The following is an 18,628-nucleotide window of genomic DNA, read 5'->3' on the forward strand; positions in this document are numbered from 1 at the left end:
TGACGCCCGAAGACCGAACGGAGGATGTGATGGGCGAGATCGGCGAGTGGCGGCACCTCTGCGTCGATATGCAGCGAATGTTTGCCGAAGACACACCTTGGCACGTTCCCTGGATGGCGCGGATCTCTCGGCAGATCGAGGAACTGGCCGGCCGGCACCCGTCCCGAACGATCTTCACCCGCTTCCTGCCGCCCGAACATGCCGACGACATGCCGGGCAAATGGCGTGAATATTACCGGAAATGGTGGATGATGACCGGCGAGCACCTTCCGCGCGGCTTCATCGATCTGGCCGCACCACTGGCGTCGCTGGTTCCGCCGGCAAGGCACTTCGACAAACGCACTTATTCCCCCTGGATCGACGGCCGCCTTCATCCGGTCCTTCAGTCGGAGCGGGTCGATACCCTTGTGATCACCGGCGGTGAAACCGATGTCTGCGTGCTTGCCACCACGCTCGGCGCCATTGATCTCGGCTATCGTGTCATCGTGCTGAAAGACGCCGTCTGCAGCAGCGCCGACGACACCTATGACGCCTCGATCGAACTCCTGCACGACCGCTTTTCCGTGCAGCTCGAACTTATGCAAACCGAAGAATTTTTGCGGAGCTTTGGTTGAAACAGCTGCCCAGTCAGCGCATTCCCAGTTACACGCGAAACGACGAAGTTTTGCGGGGCATAGCGGGGTTGAAGATCGCCATGCCGATCGCCGGTATGGTCATCCACATGCCAATTGCCCCGTCACCCAGAATGCTTTCTCAGAGAGCACGGGAAGGTCCTGGCCGTCTGGCCGCATCCAGGGCTTTTCGGCGAGAGATCACGGCTTGTCTCGTCAAGTCGGAACGAGGTGGCCGCTTGAAACTTGCTCGATTGTCGTAACGCCAAGCAGAGCCATGTCGCTATGGAGTTCCGTCTTTAGGATGTCTGCCGCCCTCAATACGCCGGGCAGACCGGCTACAGCAGCCGCATAGAGAAACGGCCGGCCGACAAAGACGAAACGTGCTCCCAGCGCCAAGGCCTTGATAACATCAGTTCCGCGGCGGAAGCCGCCATCGATCATGATTGGGATCCTGTCGCCCAGACGTTCGACGATCTCGGGAAGCGCCGCCAGGGGAGAGATGGCGCCATCGAGCTGGCGGCCACCGTGATTGGAGACGATCACGCCGTCCGCCCCTGTCTCAGCGGCCCGCGCTGCATCGTCTGGATGAAGAATACCCTTGACGATCAGCTTGCCGCTCCAACGGTTGCGGATGCGCTCGAGATGGCTCCAGTTGAGATGGTCTCTTCGGCCAAAGTCCCGCGTGACATTCGAGGCGATGATGGGTGCGCCTCTGGTTGCGTAGGAGTTTTCAAAATGCGGGATGCCGTGGCGCGCGATCGTGCGCAAAAATGTGCCGATGGTCCATTGCGGGTGCGAAACACCTTGCCAAGCCAAAGCAAGGCTGGGCCGCAAAGGCGTCGAGAAGCCAGCCCGAATATTGTTTTCCCGGTTCGGGAGAACGGCCGTATCGACGGTAAGCAACAAGGTGGTAAAGCCTGCCGCAGCAACGCGGTCTACCAGCGCATCGATGCGTTCTGGCTCTCCGGGCAGGTAGGCTTGGAACCAGGTCGCGGGCGCCGCGGCGGCAACCTCTTCGAGCCGAATGAGCGAGGATCCGCTCATGATCATCGGAATCCCGAACTGCGCTGCGCCAGCTGCAAGGACAATGTCGCCGCGATAGGCCATCAGCGCGCTGATTCCCATTGGAGCGATACCGAAGGGTGCGGCATAAGTCTGACCGAATAAGGTGGTTTCCGTGCTTCGCGTCGAGACGTCCTGGAGAACACGCGGTCTCAACGCATAGGCCCGAAAGGCTTCGACATTGTTCCGCAACGATGTGTTGGTTTCGCTTCCACCGGCAATATAGCCGTAGAGAGGCTTTGGCAGATGCCGTTTTGCCTTAGGCTCGAAGTCATCGAGGCATAGCATAGCCTGCGCCAGCCGGGTCGACCGACGGGAGTCGAGGCTGCTTTCTTTCATGGGCTTGCTCCGTTGGATGACAGACGAATTTGTCTTCTGGGAGAGGGCGGTGGATGCCTTTGCATCCCACCGCTGCGGACTATGTGCCTCCCCGCAGCTTCAATCTTCGCTTGCCTCGAATGCTTCCTTGCGACCCTTCCGAATGGACGGAAGTATCAAAGTTACCAGCATACCGGCGGTAATCAACAGACCGCACGATGCTCTATCGCTCGAATGGTTCGCCGAGCGAAGCGACACCGTTCAGTTTCAGCAGGCGACGGTCGGCGGAGATGATACCGAGCACGATGATCGTGACGAGATAGGGCAGGCTCGACAGCAATTGCGAGGGAACGTTCAGTCCGGTTGCCTGGGCTGCAAGGCCCATCAGCGAGACCGCACCGAAGAGGCAGGCGCCGAGGAAGATGCGACCGGTGAGCCAGGTCCCGAAGACGACGAGGGCGATAGCGATCCAGCCGCGTCCAGCGATCATCCCGTCGGCCCAGAGCGGCGTGTAGACGACCGCAGCATAGGCGCCGGCGAAGCCGGCCATTGCGCCGCCGAAGGCGATGGCGAGGATACGGACCGATATCACCGAATAGCCGATGGCGTGGGCGGCCTTCGGGTTCTCGCCGACGGCGCGGACGATGAGACCAAGCTTGGTGTAGGCAAGTATGGCCCAAAGAGCGAGGGTCGCGGCGAGCGAGATCCACACGACGATGTCCTGGACGAAAAGACCGCCGATCACCGGCAGTTCCGACAGCGCTGGAAGAGCAAGCTTCGGAAGACCCCTGACCGTCAGGCTTTCATAGGTTTTGCCGAAGAGGGCCGAGAGGCCTTGGCCAAGAATGCCGATGGCAAGGCCGGTGGCCACCTGGTTTGCCCGGAACCCGAGCGTGACGAAGGCAAAGAGCAGCGAAAGGGCGGCGCTGCCGAGCCCCGCGACGATGAAGCCGAGAAGATGTCCGCCGCCGTGGTAAACGACGATGAAGGCGAGCACGGCGCCAAGGGCCATCAATCCCTCGACCCCGAGATTGAGGACGCCGGCGCGCTCGGCCACCAATTCGCCGAGGGCTGCGAGAAGAAAGGGTGTCGCAGCCGCAAGCATGCCGGCAAGAATGAACTCGATGGCGTTCATGGCAGGCTCCGCTGGGCGGTGCGGCGCCATTCAAGACGGTAACGCACGAAGGCGACGGCGATCAGGTAGGCGAGCAGCAGACTACCCTGGAAGACACGGACAGCGGCGATCGGCAGGCCGGCCGAGACCATGGCATTGTCGCCGCCGATATAGATGACCGCCATGACCAGCGCCGAGACCACGATGCCGATTGGATGCAGGCCGCCGAGATAGGCGACGATGATGGCCGCATAACCATAACCGCTCGCGACCGAACGCTGCAGCTGGCCGAGCGGACCGGCAACTTCGGCGGCGCCGGCAAGACCGGCAGCAAAACCGCCGATCAGCAGCGAAAGCCAGATCGCCCAACCTTCCCTGAAGCCGGCGTAGCCGGCAGCCCGGGGCGCCAGGCCGCCGACCTGCAGCTTATAGCCGATGAAGCTCTTCTGCATGAAGACCCACGCCGCAACCGACAAACCGAGGGTGATGAGGAAGGAGACGTTGACGCGAGTCCCGGCAATCAGGGTCGGCACCATCGCATCGTACTGGAACATTACCGACTGGGGGAAATTGAAGCCGTTCGGATCTTTCCAGGGCCCGAGCAGCAGATAGTTCAACAACTGCGCGGCAACGAGGCTCAGCATCAGCGAAACGAGGATCTCGTTGGCATTGAGGCGTACGCGCCAGAAGGCGGTAAGAGAGGCCCAAATCGCGCCGCCGATGGCGCCTAAAAGCAGCATCGCCGGCCAGATCCACTGGCCCGTCGCCTGGGGAAACCAGACCGGAATGGCGGAGGCAAAGATCGCGCCAAGGATAAACTGGCCTTCGGCGCCGATATTGAAAACCTTGGCGCGAAAGCCGATTGCCAGACCCTGGGCGATGAGGAGGAGGGGCCCAGCCTTTAACAGCACTTCCGAAAATGAGGCCCATGAGAGGAAGGGCTCGAAAAGCATTGCATGGACGACCGCGACAGGGTCGCGGCCCATCAAAACGTAAAGGCCGAGATTGAGTGCGATCGCACCCCCCAGCGCAATAATGGGGGCGCAGAGCGCCGCGGCAAGCGAGGCATGCTCCCGGCGGACAAGGGTGGGAACGAAATCAGAAAACCAAACGCTCATTATTGAACTTTCTCGGGCGAGACGTGTGCCCCGATCATATATCGGCCGATCTCCTCGGGCTTCGTGTCCCGCGTTGCGAGCGCCGGGCTGAGCCGGCCATGATGCAGCACCTGGATGGAATCGCAGAGCTCGAACAATTCTTCGAGCTCTTCGGAAATGACGAGAATCGCCATGCCCTGATTGCGCAATGCGATCAGGCGGCTGCGGATGGCCGAAGCTGCGCCGACATCGACGCCCCATGTCGGCTGTGCCGCGAAAAGCAATTTCGGAGACAGCATGATTTCGCGGCCGACGATGAATTTCTGCAGGTTGCCGCCCGACAGGGTGCCGGCTTCCGCTTCCGGGCCGGGCGTGCGGACATCATACTGACCGATACAATCCTTGGTGAAAGCCATCGCCCGCGCCCTTTCGATCAGACCACGCCGCAAAAGTTTGAGCGGATGAGCCGTCAGCAGGCTGTTGAGGACGAGCGACATTTCCGGTACGGCGCCGCGGCCGAGCCGGTCTTCCGGAACGAAGGCAAATCCGAGCTTGCGCCGCGCCGCGGCATCGAGCCTGCCGACATCCGCCCCCATCATATAGATCCGGTCGCGTTGTTCGCGCCCCAGCATGGTCTCGCCTGAAATCAGCGCGGCGAGCTCGCTTTGGCCGTTGCCCGAAATACCGGCGATCCCGAGGATTTCGCCGGCACGCACTTCGAGACTGAGGCTGGAGAGCGGCACCGCAAAGGGATCATCGGGCTGGTGGTCCAGACCGATGATCTCCAGCCGCTTTTCCCCGCCGGACAGCGGCAGCGCCGAAATGGGTGCGGGCATATCGCGGCCGATCATCATCCGGGCAAGGTCATGGGCATCATGTTCGCGCGGATCGACATCCCCGGTCACGCGTCCGCCGCGCAGGATCGTCGCCCGGTCGCAGATCGCCCGGATTTCTTCGAGCTTGTGGGAAATCAGCAGAACGGAAACGCCGCCGTCGCGCAGCCGACGCAGGGTGTCGAAAAGCTTCTCCACCAATTGCGGCGGCAGGACGGAGGTGGGCTCGTCAAGGATCAGCAGCTTCGGATTGGTCATCAGGCTTCGGATGATCTCCACGCGTTGCCGCTCGCCGACGGACAGCGCATGCACATGGGCAAGCGGATCGACCTCGAGGCCGAACTCCCGGCCAAGCGTCCGGATACGTTCCTTGAGATCAGCCTTCCGACCGGGCACCACCAGCTGAATATTCTCGATGACCGTCAGGGTCTCGAACAGCGAAAAGTGCTGGAAGACCATGCCGATGCCCTTGCGCCTCGCCTCCGCTGGGGAGGTCAGTCGCAACGGTGTTCCTTCCCAGATGACGTCTCCGTCGTCCGGTTGCTCGACGCCGTAGATCAGCTTCATCAGCGTCGATTTTCCCGCCCCGTTTTCACCGAGGATCGCATGGATCGATTGCGGAGCAACGTCCAGATCGATCGCCTGATTGGCGTGGATCTGGCCGTAGCTTTTCGAAATGCCGCGCAGCGACAGGAGCGGGGTGCTCATGCGTTATTTCGGCAGCGGCGTCGACACGCCCTTGACGTGCCAATTCATGGCGATGATCTCGGGGTCGGCCATGGTTGCACCCGAGGCGACACCTTCGCTGCCGTCGGCCTTGGTGATCGGCCCGGTGAAGGGCGAGAAGCTGTCGTCGGCGATCTTTGCCTCGATCTCCTTGATCTTGGCCATCACGTCGGCCGGAATGGCCGGGTTCCAGTCGACCACTTCGACGACCTTGTCGGCGACGCCGAGGAACGCATTGGCCCCCTTGAACGTACCGGCGAGATGGGCATCGACCGACGCCTTGAAGAACGGCGACCAGTCAGTCGAGATGCAGCCGAGATAGGTTTTCGGCGCATATTTCTTCATCGACGAGTTGAGGTTGAAGGCGTAGACGCCGGCTTCTTCGCAGGCCGAGATGACGGACGGCGTGTCCTGGGCGTTGGAGAAGATCACGTCGCACTTCTGGGCGATCAGCGCCTTGGCTGCCTCCTGCTCCTTGGCCGGGTCGAACCAGGAATTGACCCAGACGACCGAGACTTCAATATCGGGCTTGACGGCCTGAGCGCCGAGCGTGAAGGCGTTGATCGAGGTAATGAGCTCCGGGATCGCAAAGGCCGAGACGGAGCCGAGCTTGCCGGTCTTGCTGAGTGCTGCTGCTGCCATGCCGAGCAGATAGGTGCCCTGGAAATATTTGGCGGCGAAGGGTGAGAAATTCGGAGCCACCTGGAAGCCGGAGGCATGCAGGACCGTGACGCTCGGATCACGGCGGGCGATCTGCAGGGCGCCGTTCTGATAGCCGAAGGAGCCGGCAATCAGGAACTTGTTTCTGTCAGCGACGGTCTTGGTCATGATGCGGTCGGCGTCCGGGCCTTCGGCGATATTCTCAAGCACGGTGACCTTCACCTTGTCGCCGTAAGCGGCCTTGATCGGCTCGAGACCTGCGGCAAGGGCATGCCCCCAGCCGACATCGCCGATCGGCGAGGGGACGACAAGCGTGATGCCGAGCGGCTGGTCGGCGGCAAAAGCAAGGCGGCTGCCGAGCGCGCCGGCAAGGCCGGTGGCGGCAACGGCCGTCATCAGGTTTCTGCGGGTCAGTCTGGTCATGATCTCAGTTCCCTCTTTTTGGTTCTTAGAATTTCACGGCGGCGAGCACAGTCTCGGCATCGGCAGACAGCTGGGCCTCGTCGAGCCCGGGGAATTCGCCCTTCTGCCAGACGACGCGGCCATTGATCATCGTCATATCCGTTGCCATGCCGATGCCGACGCGGGCAATCAGGCCCAGCGGATCGTGCCGCGTGCCGACATAATCCATGCGGCGGGTGTCGATCGCAAACAGGTCAGCCGCCATGCCGGGCGCGAGCCGGCCGATATCGTCCCGGCCGAGCAGGCTCGCGCCGCCTGTCGTGCCAAAGCCGAGGAAATCGGCCGGCGGCGGCACGGGATGGGCGCGGTTGGAGGAGACGAGGCACTGCAGCATGTAAGCCGAATGCAGGCAGTGCATCAGGTTGGAATTGTCGTTGGAGGCAGCACCGTCGCAGCCAAGGCCGATGCGCAGGCCGAAGGCGGCCATGGCGGGAATATCGGTCACCTCTGCGCCGACCAGATAGACCGGCTCCGGGCAGTGCGCCACGCCGGTTCCGCTCGCCGCCATCGTCTTGAGCTCGTCGTGGGTCAGCTCCCAGCAATGGGCATAGAATGTGTCGGGGCCGGCAAAGCCGAGTTCTTCCAGATAATCGACGGTGCGCATGCCATAGCGGGCCTGAATGACTGGGCTTTCGCCCTCGCCGACATGGGTGTGCATCATGACGCCGCGATCACGCGCCAGTGCCACCGATTCCGCAAAGGTCTCGCGATAACAATTCACCGGTTGGCAGGGTGCCACCACGACCTGGCGCATGCTGAAGCGGCTGGCATCGTGGTAGGTGTCGATCAGCCGGGCGCAGTCGGCGATGAATTCGTCGGTTGTTTCCAGCATCTCGTCGGGAATAGTCGAGCCTTCCGACTTCGGCAGGGTATTGCCGCCGCGGCCGGCGTGGAAGCGCATGCCGAGCAGTTCGGCTGCCTCGAACTGGCGGTCGATCAGCCGTTTTCCGGCGTGGCGGGGAAAATTGTATTGATGGTCGAAAGCCGTGGTGCAGCCATGTTTGATCAGCTCTGCCATCGCCGTGACGGAGGCGTGGTAAAAGCTTTCCTCGTTGAGCTGCGAAAAGATCGGGTAGATCCGGTCCAGCCACTCGATCACCGAGAGCTTCGTCCAGTCGAGATCGGCGCGATTGCGCACGAAGCACTGGAAAAAATGATGGTGGGTGTTGACGAGGCCCGGATAGACGAACCAACCGGCGGCATCCTGAACGGTCGTGCCGGCGGGAAGCGCGTTCGCCGCCAGATTTTCGCCGATCGCCACAATCGCCGAACCGCTCGTGAGGAGATCGACATTGCGACGGACGACCAGCCGCTTGCCGTCGTCGACGATCACGGCCGCGCAGTTCTTCAGGAGATAGCCGGTCATGTCACGCCTCGCCCGGTTCGTCGATATGCGGTTCGGGCTTCAATTCGTGCAGCCTGTGAATACCCGGCATCTCAATAAACTTGTCAAGGGCGCGCAGCGCCCGCGACCAGAGCCGGATGGCGGGATACGCATCCAGCGTGACGCCCCCATCGGGCGCCAGCGCCACATAGGGAAAGCAGGCGATGTCGGCAATTGTCGGTCGGTCGGCGGCAAGGAAGCGCATGCCGCGAAGACCCTGCTCGACAAGCCCGGCCTCAAGCTCGCGAAGCGCCGCAATACCCTGGGCCTGCAGCGCGCCGATATCGCCCGGCCGCAGCAGCATTTCATGAAGCCGCGCGCCGCCGAGGCTTGCCGTCAGCCGGCCGGAGAACGACAGCCATTGCTGCACCTTTGCCGCTTCTTCGGCCTTGCCGCTGCCAAGCCATTCGGGTGCTGCCTTGGCGGCGAGATAGACGAGGATCGCCGACGATTCGGTCAGGAGCAGATCGCCATCCTCGAGGATCGGAATGGAGCCTGCCGGATTGAGGGCAAGAAGCTCGGGGCCGCGATGCTCGACGCCGGGATGAAAATCCACCGGGCGGAGTTCAAGCTTCACGTCGGTCAGCGCCGCCATCAGGCGCACCTTGTAGCAGCTGGGGGAGAGAATATAGTCGTAGAGCTTCATTGCGCCACCAGCTGTGCGCCATAGGTATAATTGTGACGCTTCAGCCAGCGCCGATAGGCGATCGATGTCAGATCAGCCCGCGTCGGGATTTCCATGCCGGGATCGAGCGGCAGGAGCCGCGGGATCTGGTTTTCGAGGATCGAACGGTCCTGCAGGAAGATCGTCTGCTGGAAGTGGATGAGGTCGGTCATCGCTGTCTCGTCGTCGAAAAGCGCCATCCACGGCCAGACGTCGCACAGATCCTCGGCCAGCGGCTGCACGAAGAGCGTGATGACATCCCATTCGCTCGGGCGCGGCGGACAGGTCTTGTAGAGCACGGAACAGGTCGGCGCGGGCACGCGGTACATATATTCGGTGGTAATGCCACCGCTTGCCGATTTGGCGGCCTGCGGCTGGTAAAACTTCACCTGCGTTGCCCAGACTTCGTCTTCCTTTTCGCGGATCTCGACCTTGTAGTTCTGAACCTCGGTGTGCGGCTCTGCGCCGAGAATGTCGGTGTGGACGAAGGGGAAATGGGCGACGTCGAGGAAGTTCTCGACGGCACGCAGGGGCGAGCAGCGCACCCGCACCACGCCGACGTCGACGAAACGGCGGCCGGGCTGGTCGGCCTCGGGGATCGGGAAAATATCCTTCCTCGGCTCGCCGAGGGAAGACCAGACATGGCCGTAACGTAGGCGCACCGGCAGAACACGGCCGTTGCCGTCCGTTACCCGCGCATTGCCATCGGCGTCGCTCGCCACGTCGATCGGCTCGCCCATCAGCGCCGTCTTGCGACCGGCGCTGTCGAGCTGACTGAAAAGCCCAACCGGATACCATTCGTCGATCATCGCCTGCATGGTCATTGCGCGATCTCCTTTTTCTGAAGACCTTCAGCCCGGCGGCGCAGACTTTCGCAAGCCCGCGAAGCGCCGATGGCCGCGGCAGGGCCGACGTCATCCCTCAGCAGCACATGGATCAGCGTCTGCCCATCCTCCTGGGCGGATAATAGCAGACAGAGGCTGCCGGTGGATGCGCCGAGCTCGATAAGACCGTCAGGATTCGCCTTCGCGCTGGCTGCCGCCTCGATCGCGGCAGTGCCTGCAAACGCCGTCAGCGAGCGCAGGGGAATGAGGCCGTCCAGCCTCGGCGGCTTCGACGCCGGCGTGCCGACCGCCACCCAGATCACGCTGCCCGCTTCCTCAACCTCATGGGTGGCGACACGGATGCTTTCCGGCGGCGCCAGTCCCGGATGGGCGGGAATGCGCAGACAGTTTCCGGCCTGGCCATAGCTCCAGCCGTGATAGATGCAGGAAAGCGCCTCGCCGCGCACGAAGCCATGAGATAAGCGCATGCCGCGGTGCGGACAGCGATCCGCCGATGCCGATACACGCCCCGAAGCGCTGCGCCAGAGAGCAATCGATCCAGATGCCGTCCGGGCCGGCATGACGGTTGCGGCAGGCAGATCCCGGGAAAGGGCGACTGGCGTCCAAAAGCCGGTCGGATCGGATGGCATGACTAGACTTCCTGAACCATACTACGTTTTAGAACGAACTCAAGGCCTCACGTTTGCATAGTTATTTCGCATTGGCAATAATGGTTAAATAATATGCACATCGCAAAAAACCGCCTTTGGCATCAAGTCGTTTCGCGGGTGATCGCCGTGCGTTCTATGCTCTCCACCCACACGTCGATAGGCCCCAGAGAGCATCCGACCTCCATCATGTCGATCAATTCCTCGGGTCCGGAAACGTCGACATCGATCCTCTTCGAGCTCGTATGAGATATGCTGTGCGAGAGCCCGAGCTTGGCCGCATGGCGCCGGATCCAGGGGACAAAGGAGGCAGCCTTGAGATCACCGACAATCGTCATCCGCTCCCGGAGGTGGCTTGTATCTTGTCCCATGCTCGCCCTTGTTTTTCCAACACCATAGCGCCTGAATGACAATGCGAAAGGGCCATCGTCAAAGCGAGGATATGGCGTTTGAGTTTCCTTTGCAAAATCCTGCGGCGGCATTGCCCGACGGTTCCGTTCCACGTCAGCGGTGTCGTGCAGAGCTCGCCAACCGCCGTAAGGACGCCATGCTGCCTAACTTAACGCATGGCCGGCCAAGCCATACACCACCGGTTCGCCGTTTTTGCTTTGCAGGAAGGGCCGCCCCTTGGACATGGTCGTCACGGTGTCCGAGACGGCAAGCCGGCTTTGTTGAAGGAACTCGGCGAACAGACCCTTCTCCCGCGTATCGACGCGCGCGAAACGGCCTGCCAAATCCTTGAGATGCACGGCTGCGAGATGGATGGCGTCCTGATCGTTGCTTGCCACGATCGGACCGACCACGTGGCCGCGTCCGAACTCGCGGCACATGGAATAGCCGACGATTTCGTCGCCCCGCCGGAGTGTGCAAACGGCAGCACCTTCCGCAAGCAAAGCAAGCAACTTGCCGCGATCAGTGCCGAAGACGCGCGTATCGAGAGCGTTGATCTCCTCGACATTGTCATTTGACAATTCGCTCAGCTGCCCGTTCAGTTCCGGCAGGGGAGGGAGCTTGGGCGTGACATCTCCCTGGTATTGATAGACAATCGCTTCCTTGGTGAAGCCGAGAGAAACATAAAGCCTGTAAGCCGCGTGGGTTGAATTCAGGCTCAGATTGCGGTCGCCGCACTGCTCAAACACTTGCTCCATGAGCCATCGGCCAGTCCCTTGCGCCTGCGTGCGCGGCGACGTGATCACCAGCCCGATCGTGGCGAAATCGTCCCCATGCGGAAACCACATCGCGCTTCCGAAGACGCGTCCGATCCCATCGACGGCGACGATGCCCCGGCCCGCGCGCCGCAGAAAATCCCAGTCCTTGGGCCGGTGCGGCCAGCCGACGCCTATCGACAGCGCGTGAAGCAGGCTGACATCGACGCTGTTGATATCCTGCGCAATCAATTCGAACGATTTCAGCCGCACTGATTTTTGCATTTTCGCGTATCCGCTCCGTTCGCCGGATCACCAAACTCCACTGGAGGTCGACAGCGTCTTTGATCCTGCGCCGATTGCAACCAAGTCACAATATCGCACACGAAGGCCGGCAGGATTGGCTTGTTCGCCGCAACAATTCGAAATCTTCAGCTGAACCGAGGCCCCACTCAGCAGGCAAAACTCCTGCCTTTGCTTAGGCTAGTTAGCATCTGGACCCCTCCAAAGGCAACTTGGTCACCCATGAACGTCATCGATATTCTCGCGAGGCTGGTCGCGTTCCCCTCCGTTGTCGGAACGTCGAACGGCGCGATTGCCGACTGGATAGGCGACTACTGCCGAAAGGCGGGAGCCGATGTCACGATCCATCCTGGCCCTGAAGGGGACCGATACAACCTTTTCGCGACCGTGGGACCGCGGGAAGACCGCGGTTACATTCTGTCCGGGCACATGGATGTCGTGCCGGCCGGCGAACCGGAATGGAGTTCCGACCCATTCGTCCTGCGCCCTGCGGGAGACAGGCTTTATGGACGCGGCGCCAGCGATATGAAGGGTTTTCTCGCCTGCGCCCTGGCCGCATTGCCGAAGCTTGCCGCCATGAACCTGCGGCGGCCGATCCACCTTGCCTTCTCCTATGACGAGGAGGCAGGCAGCCGCGGCGTGCCGCATCTGATCGCGGCGCTGCCGAAGCTGTGCAATGCCCCGCTCGGGGCGATCATCGGCGAACCGAGCCGAATGCAGGCGGTACGAGGGCATAAGGGCAAGGCAGCCGTCCGGCTGGAGGTGATCGGGCGGTCAGGTCATTCCTCGCGCCCCGATCTCGGGCTAAACGCCATTCATGCGATGGCCAATCTGATCACAGAGGTGGCCGTATACGGCACGTCCCTGACGAGCGGCCCCTTTCACCATGATTTCGCGCCGCCCTACTCGTCACTGCAGGTTGGCGTCATTGCCGGCGGCCAATCGGTCAACATCATTCCGGATCGCTGCACAGCAGATATCGAGGTCCGCGCCGTGCCGGGGATCTCACCGTCATCGCTGCTCGACCCGGTAAAAGCGAGACTCACTGCTCTCAGAGACCAGGGATTCGAGGTGGGCTGGCATGAGCTGAGCGCCTACCCCGGACTTGCGCTCCCCGAAGACAGCCAACTCGCAACCCTGCTGAGGGAGTTGACCGGGCAGGAGCCGCTTGCCGCCGTGAGCTACGGCACAGAAGCCGGGCTCTATCAGCAGTCCGGCATCGATTCCATCATCTGCGGGCCCGGGGATATCGGCCGTGCGCACCGACCTGACGAATATATCGAAGTTGGCGAGCTCGCAGCATGCCAGACGATGATCGAGGCGCTCGGCGCCCATCTTGCCCGAGGCTGAAGGAAGGCAATTTTCCATGGCGTTTCTCTTCAACTCCGATGCAACCCGCGGTGCGATTTTCCGGGAGATTTTTGCGCGCGAGCTTCCGGATCTGGAATTCGTCGGGCAGGGCCAACCGGTGGATCCGGACAAGATACGCTATCTGCTGACCTGGACAGTCCCCGACGAGATCTCTCGCTACCGGAATTTGGAAGTGCTGTTTTCTATCGGCGCCGGCGTCGATCAATTCGAACAAGACAGCGTGCCGGCGCATATAGCCGTCGTGCGCATGGTCGAGGATGGCATCATCCGGATGATGCAGGAATACGTCACGCTTGGCGTCCTGACGCTCCACCGCGAGATGCTCGCCTACCGAGAACTGCAGAAACAGTCGGCCTGGCAGGCGCTGGCCGCACCGCAGGCCGCCCGGCGCAGAATAGGTTTCCTCGGCCTCGGCATCCTTGCGCAGGCGGCGATCGAGCGATTGAAGCCGTTCCAATTTCCCCTCGCAGGATGGAGCCGCAGCAAAAAGCAAATCGATGGGGTCACCTGCCATCATGGCAAGGACGGACTTACCGATTTTCTGGCAGAGACGGACATTCTGGTCTGCCTGCTGCCGCTGACCGACGAGACGCGCGGCGTTCTCAACGCCGAACTCTTCGCCCAGCTGCCGGCCGGTGCCAGGCTGTTGCATGTGGGTCGCGGGCCGCACCTCGATCAGACGGCACTGATCGAGGCACTCGATAGCGGCCGTCTCGCCGCGGCAATGCTCGATGTCACCGATCCCGAGCCGCTGCCGGCGGACCATCCACTCTGGCATCATCCAAAAGTGGCGATCACGCCGCACATCGCCTCCGTCACCCAGCCGGAAACGGCGGCGCACGCGGTCATCGAAAATATTCGGCGCCACCGCGCCGGCAAAAATCTGATCGGCATGGTCGATCGGACACGTGGTTACTAAACGAGGAAAAAGAAATGTCGCTTCTGTTGACCATCGATACCGATCCGAGCTTCACCCCAAAGCAGGCCGTGCCGGACGCCGAACGGCTGATTTCGGGCAGCCCGGCCTACAAGACCTGGGCACAGGATGCCTCAAAAGGTGAGAAGGTGCTCACCGGCATTTGGGAAGCGACGCCCGGCGAACACCATTCCATCAAGGGCACCGTCTACGAATTCTGCCACATCCTTTCAGGTGTCGTCGAAATCGACGAAAAGGACGGTGAGACGAAGACCTACCGCGCCGGCGACAGCTTTGTGATGAAACCTGGTTTTGTCGGCGTCTGGCGTACCATCGAAACCGTGCGCAAGATCTATGTCTGCGTTTACGACTGAGTGAAACCGACAGGCGCGCCCGAATGTCGGCGCGCCTGTTCTATCATCTGCTAAAGCAGGCGAGACGGCTGATCCCGGTTAAGTCTCAAGGCCTTCGGCGATGACAAAGATCTTCTTGAGGTTGCCGTGAATTGACAGGCGGTTGATCGTGCCACGGTCGACGAAAATCGCGTCCCCAGGCCCGACCGATGTCTTCGTCCCGTCTGCATCGGCCACCTCAGCCTGCCCCTCCAGAATGTACATCAATTCATGGACGGGATGAGGACGCGACAGCCGAACATGCGGCGTCGTCGCCCAGACACCAGCCCGAAAGCCGGCCGCTTCGTCGGAAAATGCCCTGAACTGACGGCACTGCGGCGTGTCCCCTTCCACGTACTGCGCCGGAGGCGGCGCGGAGGCGGCAAGCGCCACACCGCTGTCGATCACCACGACGCCCTGCGTACTCGATGTCGCCGCGGTCGTCGCACAGAAGATCCAGCGCGTGCCTGCTTCCGCCTCCGCCGTGATGTCCTCGCCCCGGCCGATGACCACGCTGTCGCCGGAGGTGAGATGAAACGTCGAGCCGCCCGAATAGAGGACAAGACGCCCTGCCACGACGACCAAGCATTCCGTATGGGGAAAGCGACTGATCGAGATCTTTCCGTCCCAATGGACCGATCCGGTGGAAACCCCGCCCGAGGCGGTCCAGACGATATCGCGGCCGGCCCCGAAGATGTCGTCTGGTCCCAAAGTGCTTCGCTTGCCTTCCGGAGCGGAACCGCTTTTCGCCTCGAAGAGGAGAATGGTTTTACCGGTCATCGTGGGGCTCCCATTTTGATGAGATATTCATAAGCTTGGTGCTGGCGCCATTTGGATTGTTCCTCGAAGCACCGCGGACCGAATTCTGCTCAAATCCTAATCTGTGGCTTGCGCGGGTGGGCAGCGGAGTTGGCGCATAAACAGAATATCCTGTGGTTTGCTGCCCCGAACACAGGCAATTGTTGCGAAACAAAGCCGCCTGCGCCGCCCCCCTCCAACCAAGCCGGCATATACTTCATGCATCGGATCAGACGAGTATAAAGGCATGCGCCAATGAAATTTGCGTCCTACTGGCATGATACCTCGATCCCATTTGCCGGAGGCCTCGCCGACCCCGTCTCCGGAGATTTCGAGGCGGCGGTGATCGGAGCCGGCTTCACGGGGCTCAACGCCGCGCGCACGCTGGCGCAAGCCGGCGTGAAGGTCGCTCTGCTGGAAGCCGAACACGTTGGGTACGGTGCGTCCGGCCGCAATGGCGGGCACCTGAACAGCGGTCATTTCGCAAGCTTCGGCGCCGCCAAGCAGCATCTCGGGGAAGACCGGGCGCGCCGCTTGTGGCGGGCCTATGACGATTCGATCGACATGATCGAACGGATCATCGACGAAGAAAAGATCGCCTGCGACTTCCGCAGGGGCGGCAAGCTCAAGCTTGCCTCGAAGCCCTCTCATGTCGGCAAGCTGCAGGCAATGTCCGAAGAAATCCGTCGCGAGGTCGACCCGTCAGCCGAATGGCTCACACGTGAGGACCTCCGCAAGGAGATTATATCGGATGCCTTCCATGGCGGGATTCTCTATCCGAAATCCGCGATGATGCACATGGGACGCTTCGCCAACGGCATCGCGGATGCGGCCCGCCGCCATGGCGCGGCGATCTGGGAGCGGAACCCGGTCACCGCCCGCGAGCGCGTGGCGAATGGATGGCGGCTAATCACGCCGACCGGCTCGCTCACCGCCCGCCAGGTCATCCTGGCGACCGACGCCTATACGCCAAGCGCCTTTAACTATTTCCGCCGAAGGCTGATGCCGATCGCTTCCTTCATCATTGCGACGCGCCCACTCACCCCGCAGGAGGTCGCCGCGACGATTCCGGGCAACCGCAACTTCACCAATTCCCTCAACATCTCCAACTATTTCCGCCTGACGCCCGACAACCGCTTGCTGTTCGGGGGGAGGGCGCGGTTTTCGGCCATGTCCAACCAGAAAACCGACGTCAGCTCCGGCCAGCTTCTGCGCCAACAGATGGTCGGCATGTTTCCGCAGCTTGCTGACGTCGAGATCGACTATTGCTGGGGCGGACTCGTCGGCTGCACGCAAGACCGTTATCCGCGCGCGGGCAGCGCAGACGGTGTCATTTACAGCATGGGCTATTCCGGTCACGGGGCCCAGTTATCGACCTTCATGGGGAATGCGCTGGCCAATATGGCGATGGGGCGCAAGGACGGCAATCCGCTGGACGGCTTCGCGTGGCCCGCCGTTCCGATGCATACGGGAAACCCATGGTTCCTGCCCATCGTCGGCGCCTATTACCGCATGAAGGATCTCGTCGGATGATCACGCCTCTCGAACACCTGTCCCGCAGCGATCGTCTCGAAAGGTTCTTCATCGACGGCAAGTGGCTCGAACCCAGGGGCACCGCCAAGGGCATCGTGGTGAACCCTGCCACGGAAGAGGTGGTGACCCATTTTGCGCTCGGAAACCGTGAGGTTGTCGACGCTGCGGTTTCCGCGGCCCGGCGAGCCTTCGTCAGCTGGAGCCGTACCAAGCCGGAATACCGCGCAGGTCTGCTTAATCGCCTAGAGGTGCTGCTCGAAGCGCGCAGCGAACTGTTTGCACAATGCCTGAGCCTCGAAATGGGCGCGGCGATCGGATATGCACGTAGCGCGCAGGTGCCGCTGGCGATCGCCCATGTCAAGGTCGCTCGCGAAGTGCTGGAAGCCTTTCCCTTCGTCAAGCAGCGCGGCAACACCGCCATCGCCCACGAACCGATCGGCGTCTGCGCACTGATCACACCATGGAACTGGCCGCTATACCAGATCACCGCCAAGGTTTCGCCGGCGCTTGCTGCAGGCTGCGCGGTCGTGCTGAAGCCCAGCGAGCTTTCTCCTCTCAGCGCGCTGTTGTTTGCAGAGACGATTGAGGAGGCCGGCTTCCCCAAAGGTGTCTTCAACCTCGTCAATGGTGACGGCTCCGGCGTTGGTTCGGCTCTCGCGTGCCATCCGGATGTCGACATGATTTCGATTACCGGCTCTACCCGGGCCGGGGTGGCGGTGGCGCAGGCAGCCGCGCCGACCGTCAAGCGCGTCGCGCAGGAGCTTGGCGGCAAGTCGCCGAATGTGATCCTGCCGGACGCTGATCTCGATCGCGCCGTTTCCATGGGCGTAGCGGCTGCCTTCCGCAATCTCGGCCAGTCATGCAGCGCGCCGACGCGTATGATCGTGCCGCGCGCGCTATTGTCCGAGAGCGAGTCCATCGCCGGGAGAGCCGCAGACGAGATCGTGGTCGGTGATCCCCTCTCAACAGCCAGCACACACGGTGCGATCGCCAACCGCGCCCAGTTCGATCGGATCCAAACCATGATCGGCGTCGGTATCGCAGAAGGCGCGACGCTCGTTACCGGCGGCGAGGGTCGCCCCGCCGGTCTGAATGCCGGGTACTACGTAAAACCGACGATTTTTTCGGAGGTGCGAACGGACATGCGCATCGCCCAGGAGGAGATCTTCGGCCCGGTTCTCTGCCTCATCCCCTACGACACGGTGGAGGAAGCCATCACCATCGCCAACCATACCGTCTACGGCTTGGGTGCGCATGTGCAGGGAAGGAATAGAGAGGTCGTCAAGGACGTCGCGTCACAGATCCGCTGCGGTCAAGTGCATCTCAACTATCCGGCCTGGGATCCACACGCGCCTTTCGGCGGCTTCAAACAATCTGGAAATGGACGCGAATTCGGCATTGAGGGCATGCTGGAATACCTCGAAGTCAAATCCATCCTCGGTTACTTCTAGAGCACAACGCCGAAGGCCCGAGGCCGCGTCGGGATCCCATTGCGGCCAACTATTCGGCATGCTCGCCCCTGCTGCGCCGACCGTCGATAACACCAGTCAGAACAATCTGGCACCGTCCTGCAGACGGGCGCCGGATTTCATGGCTCCGCATAGCTTTGCCGATCGAGGTCCAAGTTACAGCCGAAGATGACTGTCGCATCGCCCAAAACGTTATTTTCCACCGCGGCAGCACTCCCAGTCGATGCATGCTGCTTGTCCTGTTTCGGTAGACTTGGCTCAGGAACGCGTCGAAG

General features: G+C 61.8%; 18 protein-coding genes. 6 read left to right on the plus strand and 12 right to left on the minus strand.

Translation table 11 applies throughout. The features are described from left to right. Window positions 1-29: 29 nt before the first annotated feature. Complete coding sequence (locus RLEG4DRAFT_RS15100; RefSeq protein ID WP_003577836.1) at window positions 30-614, plus strand: cysteine hydrolase family protein; 585 nt, start codon at window positions 30-32, stop codon at window positions 612-614. A gap of 213 nt (window positions 615-827) precedes the next feature. Here the strand turns inward: RLEG4DRAFT_RS15100 and RLEG4DRAFT_RS15105 are convergent, their stop codons facing one another. The 11 genes from RLEG4DRAFT_RS15105 to RLEG4DRAFT_RS15155 all read right to left on the minus strand — a co-directional run bounded on the left by RLEG4DRAFT_RS15105 (window position 828) and on the right by RLEG4DRAFT_RS15155 (window position 11,856). Continuing rightward, complete coding sequence (locus tag RLEG4DRAFT_RS15105; protein WP_003577838.1) at window positions 828-2,015, minus strand: alpha-hydroxy acid oxidase; 1,188 nt, start codon at window positions 2,013-2,015, stop codon at window positions 828-830. Between the two features lie 202 nt (window positions 2,016-2,217). Next, window positions 2,218-3,129 (minus strand): ABC transporter permease, encoded by a 912-nt coding sequence (locus tag RLEG4DRAFT_RS15110; RefSeq protein WP_003577840.1) that lies wholly within the window; start codon window positions 3,127-3,129, stop codon window positions 2,218-2,220. Further along, the gene (locus RLEG4DRAFT_RS15115; RefSeq protein WP_003577842.1) at window positions 3,126-4,226 is read right to left on the minus strand and encodes an ABC transporter permease; all 1,101 of its coding nucleotides are present in this window, start codon (window positions 4,224-4,226) and stop codon (window positions 3,126-3,128) included. The genes RLEG4DRAFT_RS15110 and RLEG4DRAFT_RS15115 overlap by 4 nt, the downstream gene beginning before the upstream one ends. Next, window positions 4,226-5,746, minus strand: coding sequence for an ABC transporter ATP-binding protein (locus tag RLEG4DRAFT_RS15120; RefSeq protein ID WP_003577844.1), 1,521 nt, complete (start codon window positions 5,744-5,746; stop codon window positions 4,226-4,228). The genes RLEG4DRAFT_RS15115 and RLEG4DRAFT_RS15120 overlap by 1 nt, the downstream gene beginning before the upstream one ends. Before the next feature lie 3 nt (window positions 5,747-5,749). After that, window positions 5,750-6,847 carry a BMP family ABC transporter substrate-binding protein gene (locus tag RLEG4DRAFT_RS15125; RefSeq protein WP_003577846.1) on the minus strand — a complete coding sequence of 366 codons (1,098 nt, stop codon included), beginning with the start codon at window positions 6,845-6,847 and terminating at the stop codon, window positions 5,750-5,752. Between the two features lie 25 nt (window positions 6,848-6,872). Further along, window positions 6,873-8,252, minus strand: a complete 1,380-nt coding sequence (locus RLEG4DRAFT_RS15130; RefSeq protein WP_003577848.1) for an amidohydrolase — start codon at window positions 8,250-8,252, stop codon at window positions 6,873-6,875. Between the two features lies 1 nt (window position 8,253). Further along, the gene (locus tag RLEG4DRAFT_RS15135) at window positions 8,254-8,916 is read right to left on the minus strand and encodes a glutathione S-transferase family protein (RefSeq protein ID WP_003577849.1); all 663 of its coding nucleotides are present in this window, start codon (window positions 8,914-8,916) and stop codon (window positions 8,254-8,256) included. After that, entirely contained in the window at window positions 8,913-9,758 is an 846-nt protein-coding gene (locus RLEG4DRAFT_RS15140; protein WP_003577851.1) for an aromatic ring-hydroxylating dioxygenase subunit alpha, read from the minus strand. Before RLEG4DRAFT_RS15140 ends, RLEG4DRAFT_RS15135 begins: the two co-directional genes overlap by 4 nt. Beyond that, window positions 9,755-10,408, minus strand: a complete 654-nt coding sequence (locus RLEG4DRAFT_RS15145) for a Rieske 2Fe-2S domain-containing protein (RefSeq protein ID WP_003577853.1) — start codon at window positions 10,406-10,408, stop codon at window positions 9,755-9,757. The genes RLEG4DRAFT_RS15140 and RLEG4DRAFT_RS15145 overlap by 4 nt, the downstream gene beginning before the upstream one ends. 122 nt (window positions 10,409-10,530) lie before the next feature. After that, complete coding sequence (locus RLEG4DRAFT_RS15150; protein WP_003577854.1) at window positions 10,531-10,797, minus strand: hypothetical protein; 267 nt, start codon at window positions 10,795-10,797, stop codon at window positions 10,531-10,533. Window positions 10,798-10,980: 183 nt separating this feature from the next. After that, on the minus strand, window positions 10,981-11,856 hold the full coding sequence (locus tag RLEG4DRAFT_RS15155) for a GNAT family N-acetyltransferase (protein WP_003577856.1): 876 nt from the start codon (window positions 11,854-11,856) through the stop codon (window positions 10,981-10,983). A gap of 240 nt (window positions 11,857-12,096) precedes the next feature. Here RLEG4DRAFT_RS15155 and argE point away from each other — a divergent pair, with 240 nt between their 5' ends. From argE to RLEG4DRAFT_RS15170, 3 genes are read left to right on the plus strand one after another with little or no spacing between them, the layout of a single operon-like run. Next, on the plus strand, window positions 12,097-13,224 hold the full coding sequence (gene argE, locus RLEG4DRAFT_RS15160; protein WP_003577859.1) for an acetylornithine deacetylase: 1,128 nt from the start codon (window positions 12,097-12,099) through the stop codon (window positions 13,222-13,224). A gap of 16 nt (window positions 13,225-13,240) precedes the next feature. Further along, a complete protein-coding gene (locus RLEG4DRAFT_RS15165) occupies window positions 13,241-14,164 on the plus strand; it encodes a 2-hydroxyacid dehydrogenase (RefSeq protein ID WP_003577861.1) in 924 nt (307 codons plus the stop codon). A 14-nt stretch (window positions 14,165-14,178) separates the two neighbouring features. After that, entirely contained in the window at window positions 14,179-14,535 is a 357-nt protein-coding gene (locus RLEG4DRAFT_RS15170; RefSeq protein WP_003577865.1) for a cupin domain-containing protein, read from the plus strand. A gap of 78 nt (window positions 14,536-14,613) precedes the next feature. Here the strand turns inward: RLEG4DRAFT_RS15170 and RLEG4DRAFT_RS15175 are convergent, their stop codons facing one another. Further along, window positions 14,614-15,333 (minus strand): cupin domain-containing protein, encoded by a 720-nt coding sequence (locus RLEG4DRAFT_RS15175; protein ID WP_003577867.1) that lies wholly within the window; start codon window positions 15,331-15,333, stop codon window positions 14,614-14,616. 273 nt (window positions 15,334-15,606) lie between these two features. Here RLEG4DRAFT_RS15175 and RLEG4DRAFT_RS15180 point away from each other — a divergent pair, with 273 nt between their 5' ends. After that, window positions 15,607-16,884, plus strand: a complete 1,278-nt coding sequence (locus tag RLEG4DRAFT_RS15180; RefSeq protein WP_003577869.1) for an NAD(P)/FAD-dependent oxidoreductase — start codon at window positions 15,607-15,609, stop codon at window positions 16,882-16,884. After that, window positions 16,881-18,335, plus strand: a complete 1,455-nt coding sequence (locus RLEG4DRAFT_RS15185) for an aldehyde dehydrogenase family protein (protein WP_003577871.1) — start codon at window positions 16,881-16,883, stop codon at window positions 18,333-18,335. Before RLEG4DRAFT_RS15180 ends, RLEG4DRAFT_RS15185 begins: the two co-directional genes overlap by 4 nt. The last annotated feature ends 293 nt before the right edge of the window (window positions 18,336-18,628 follow it).

The sequence above is a fragment of the Rhizobium leguminosarum bv. trifolii WSM2297 genome, from assembly GCF_000271845.1.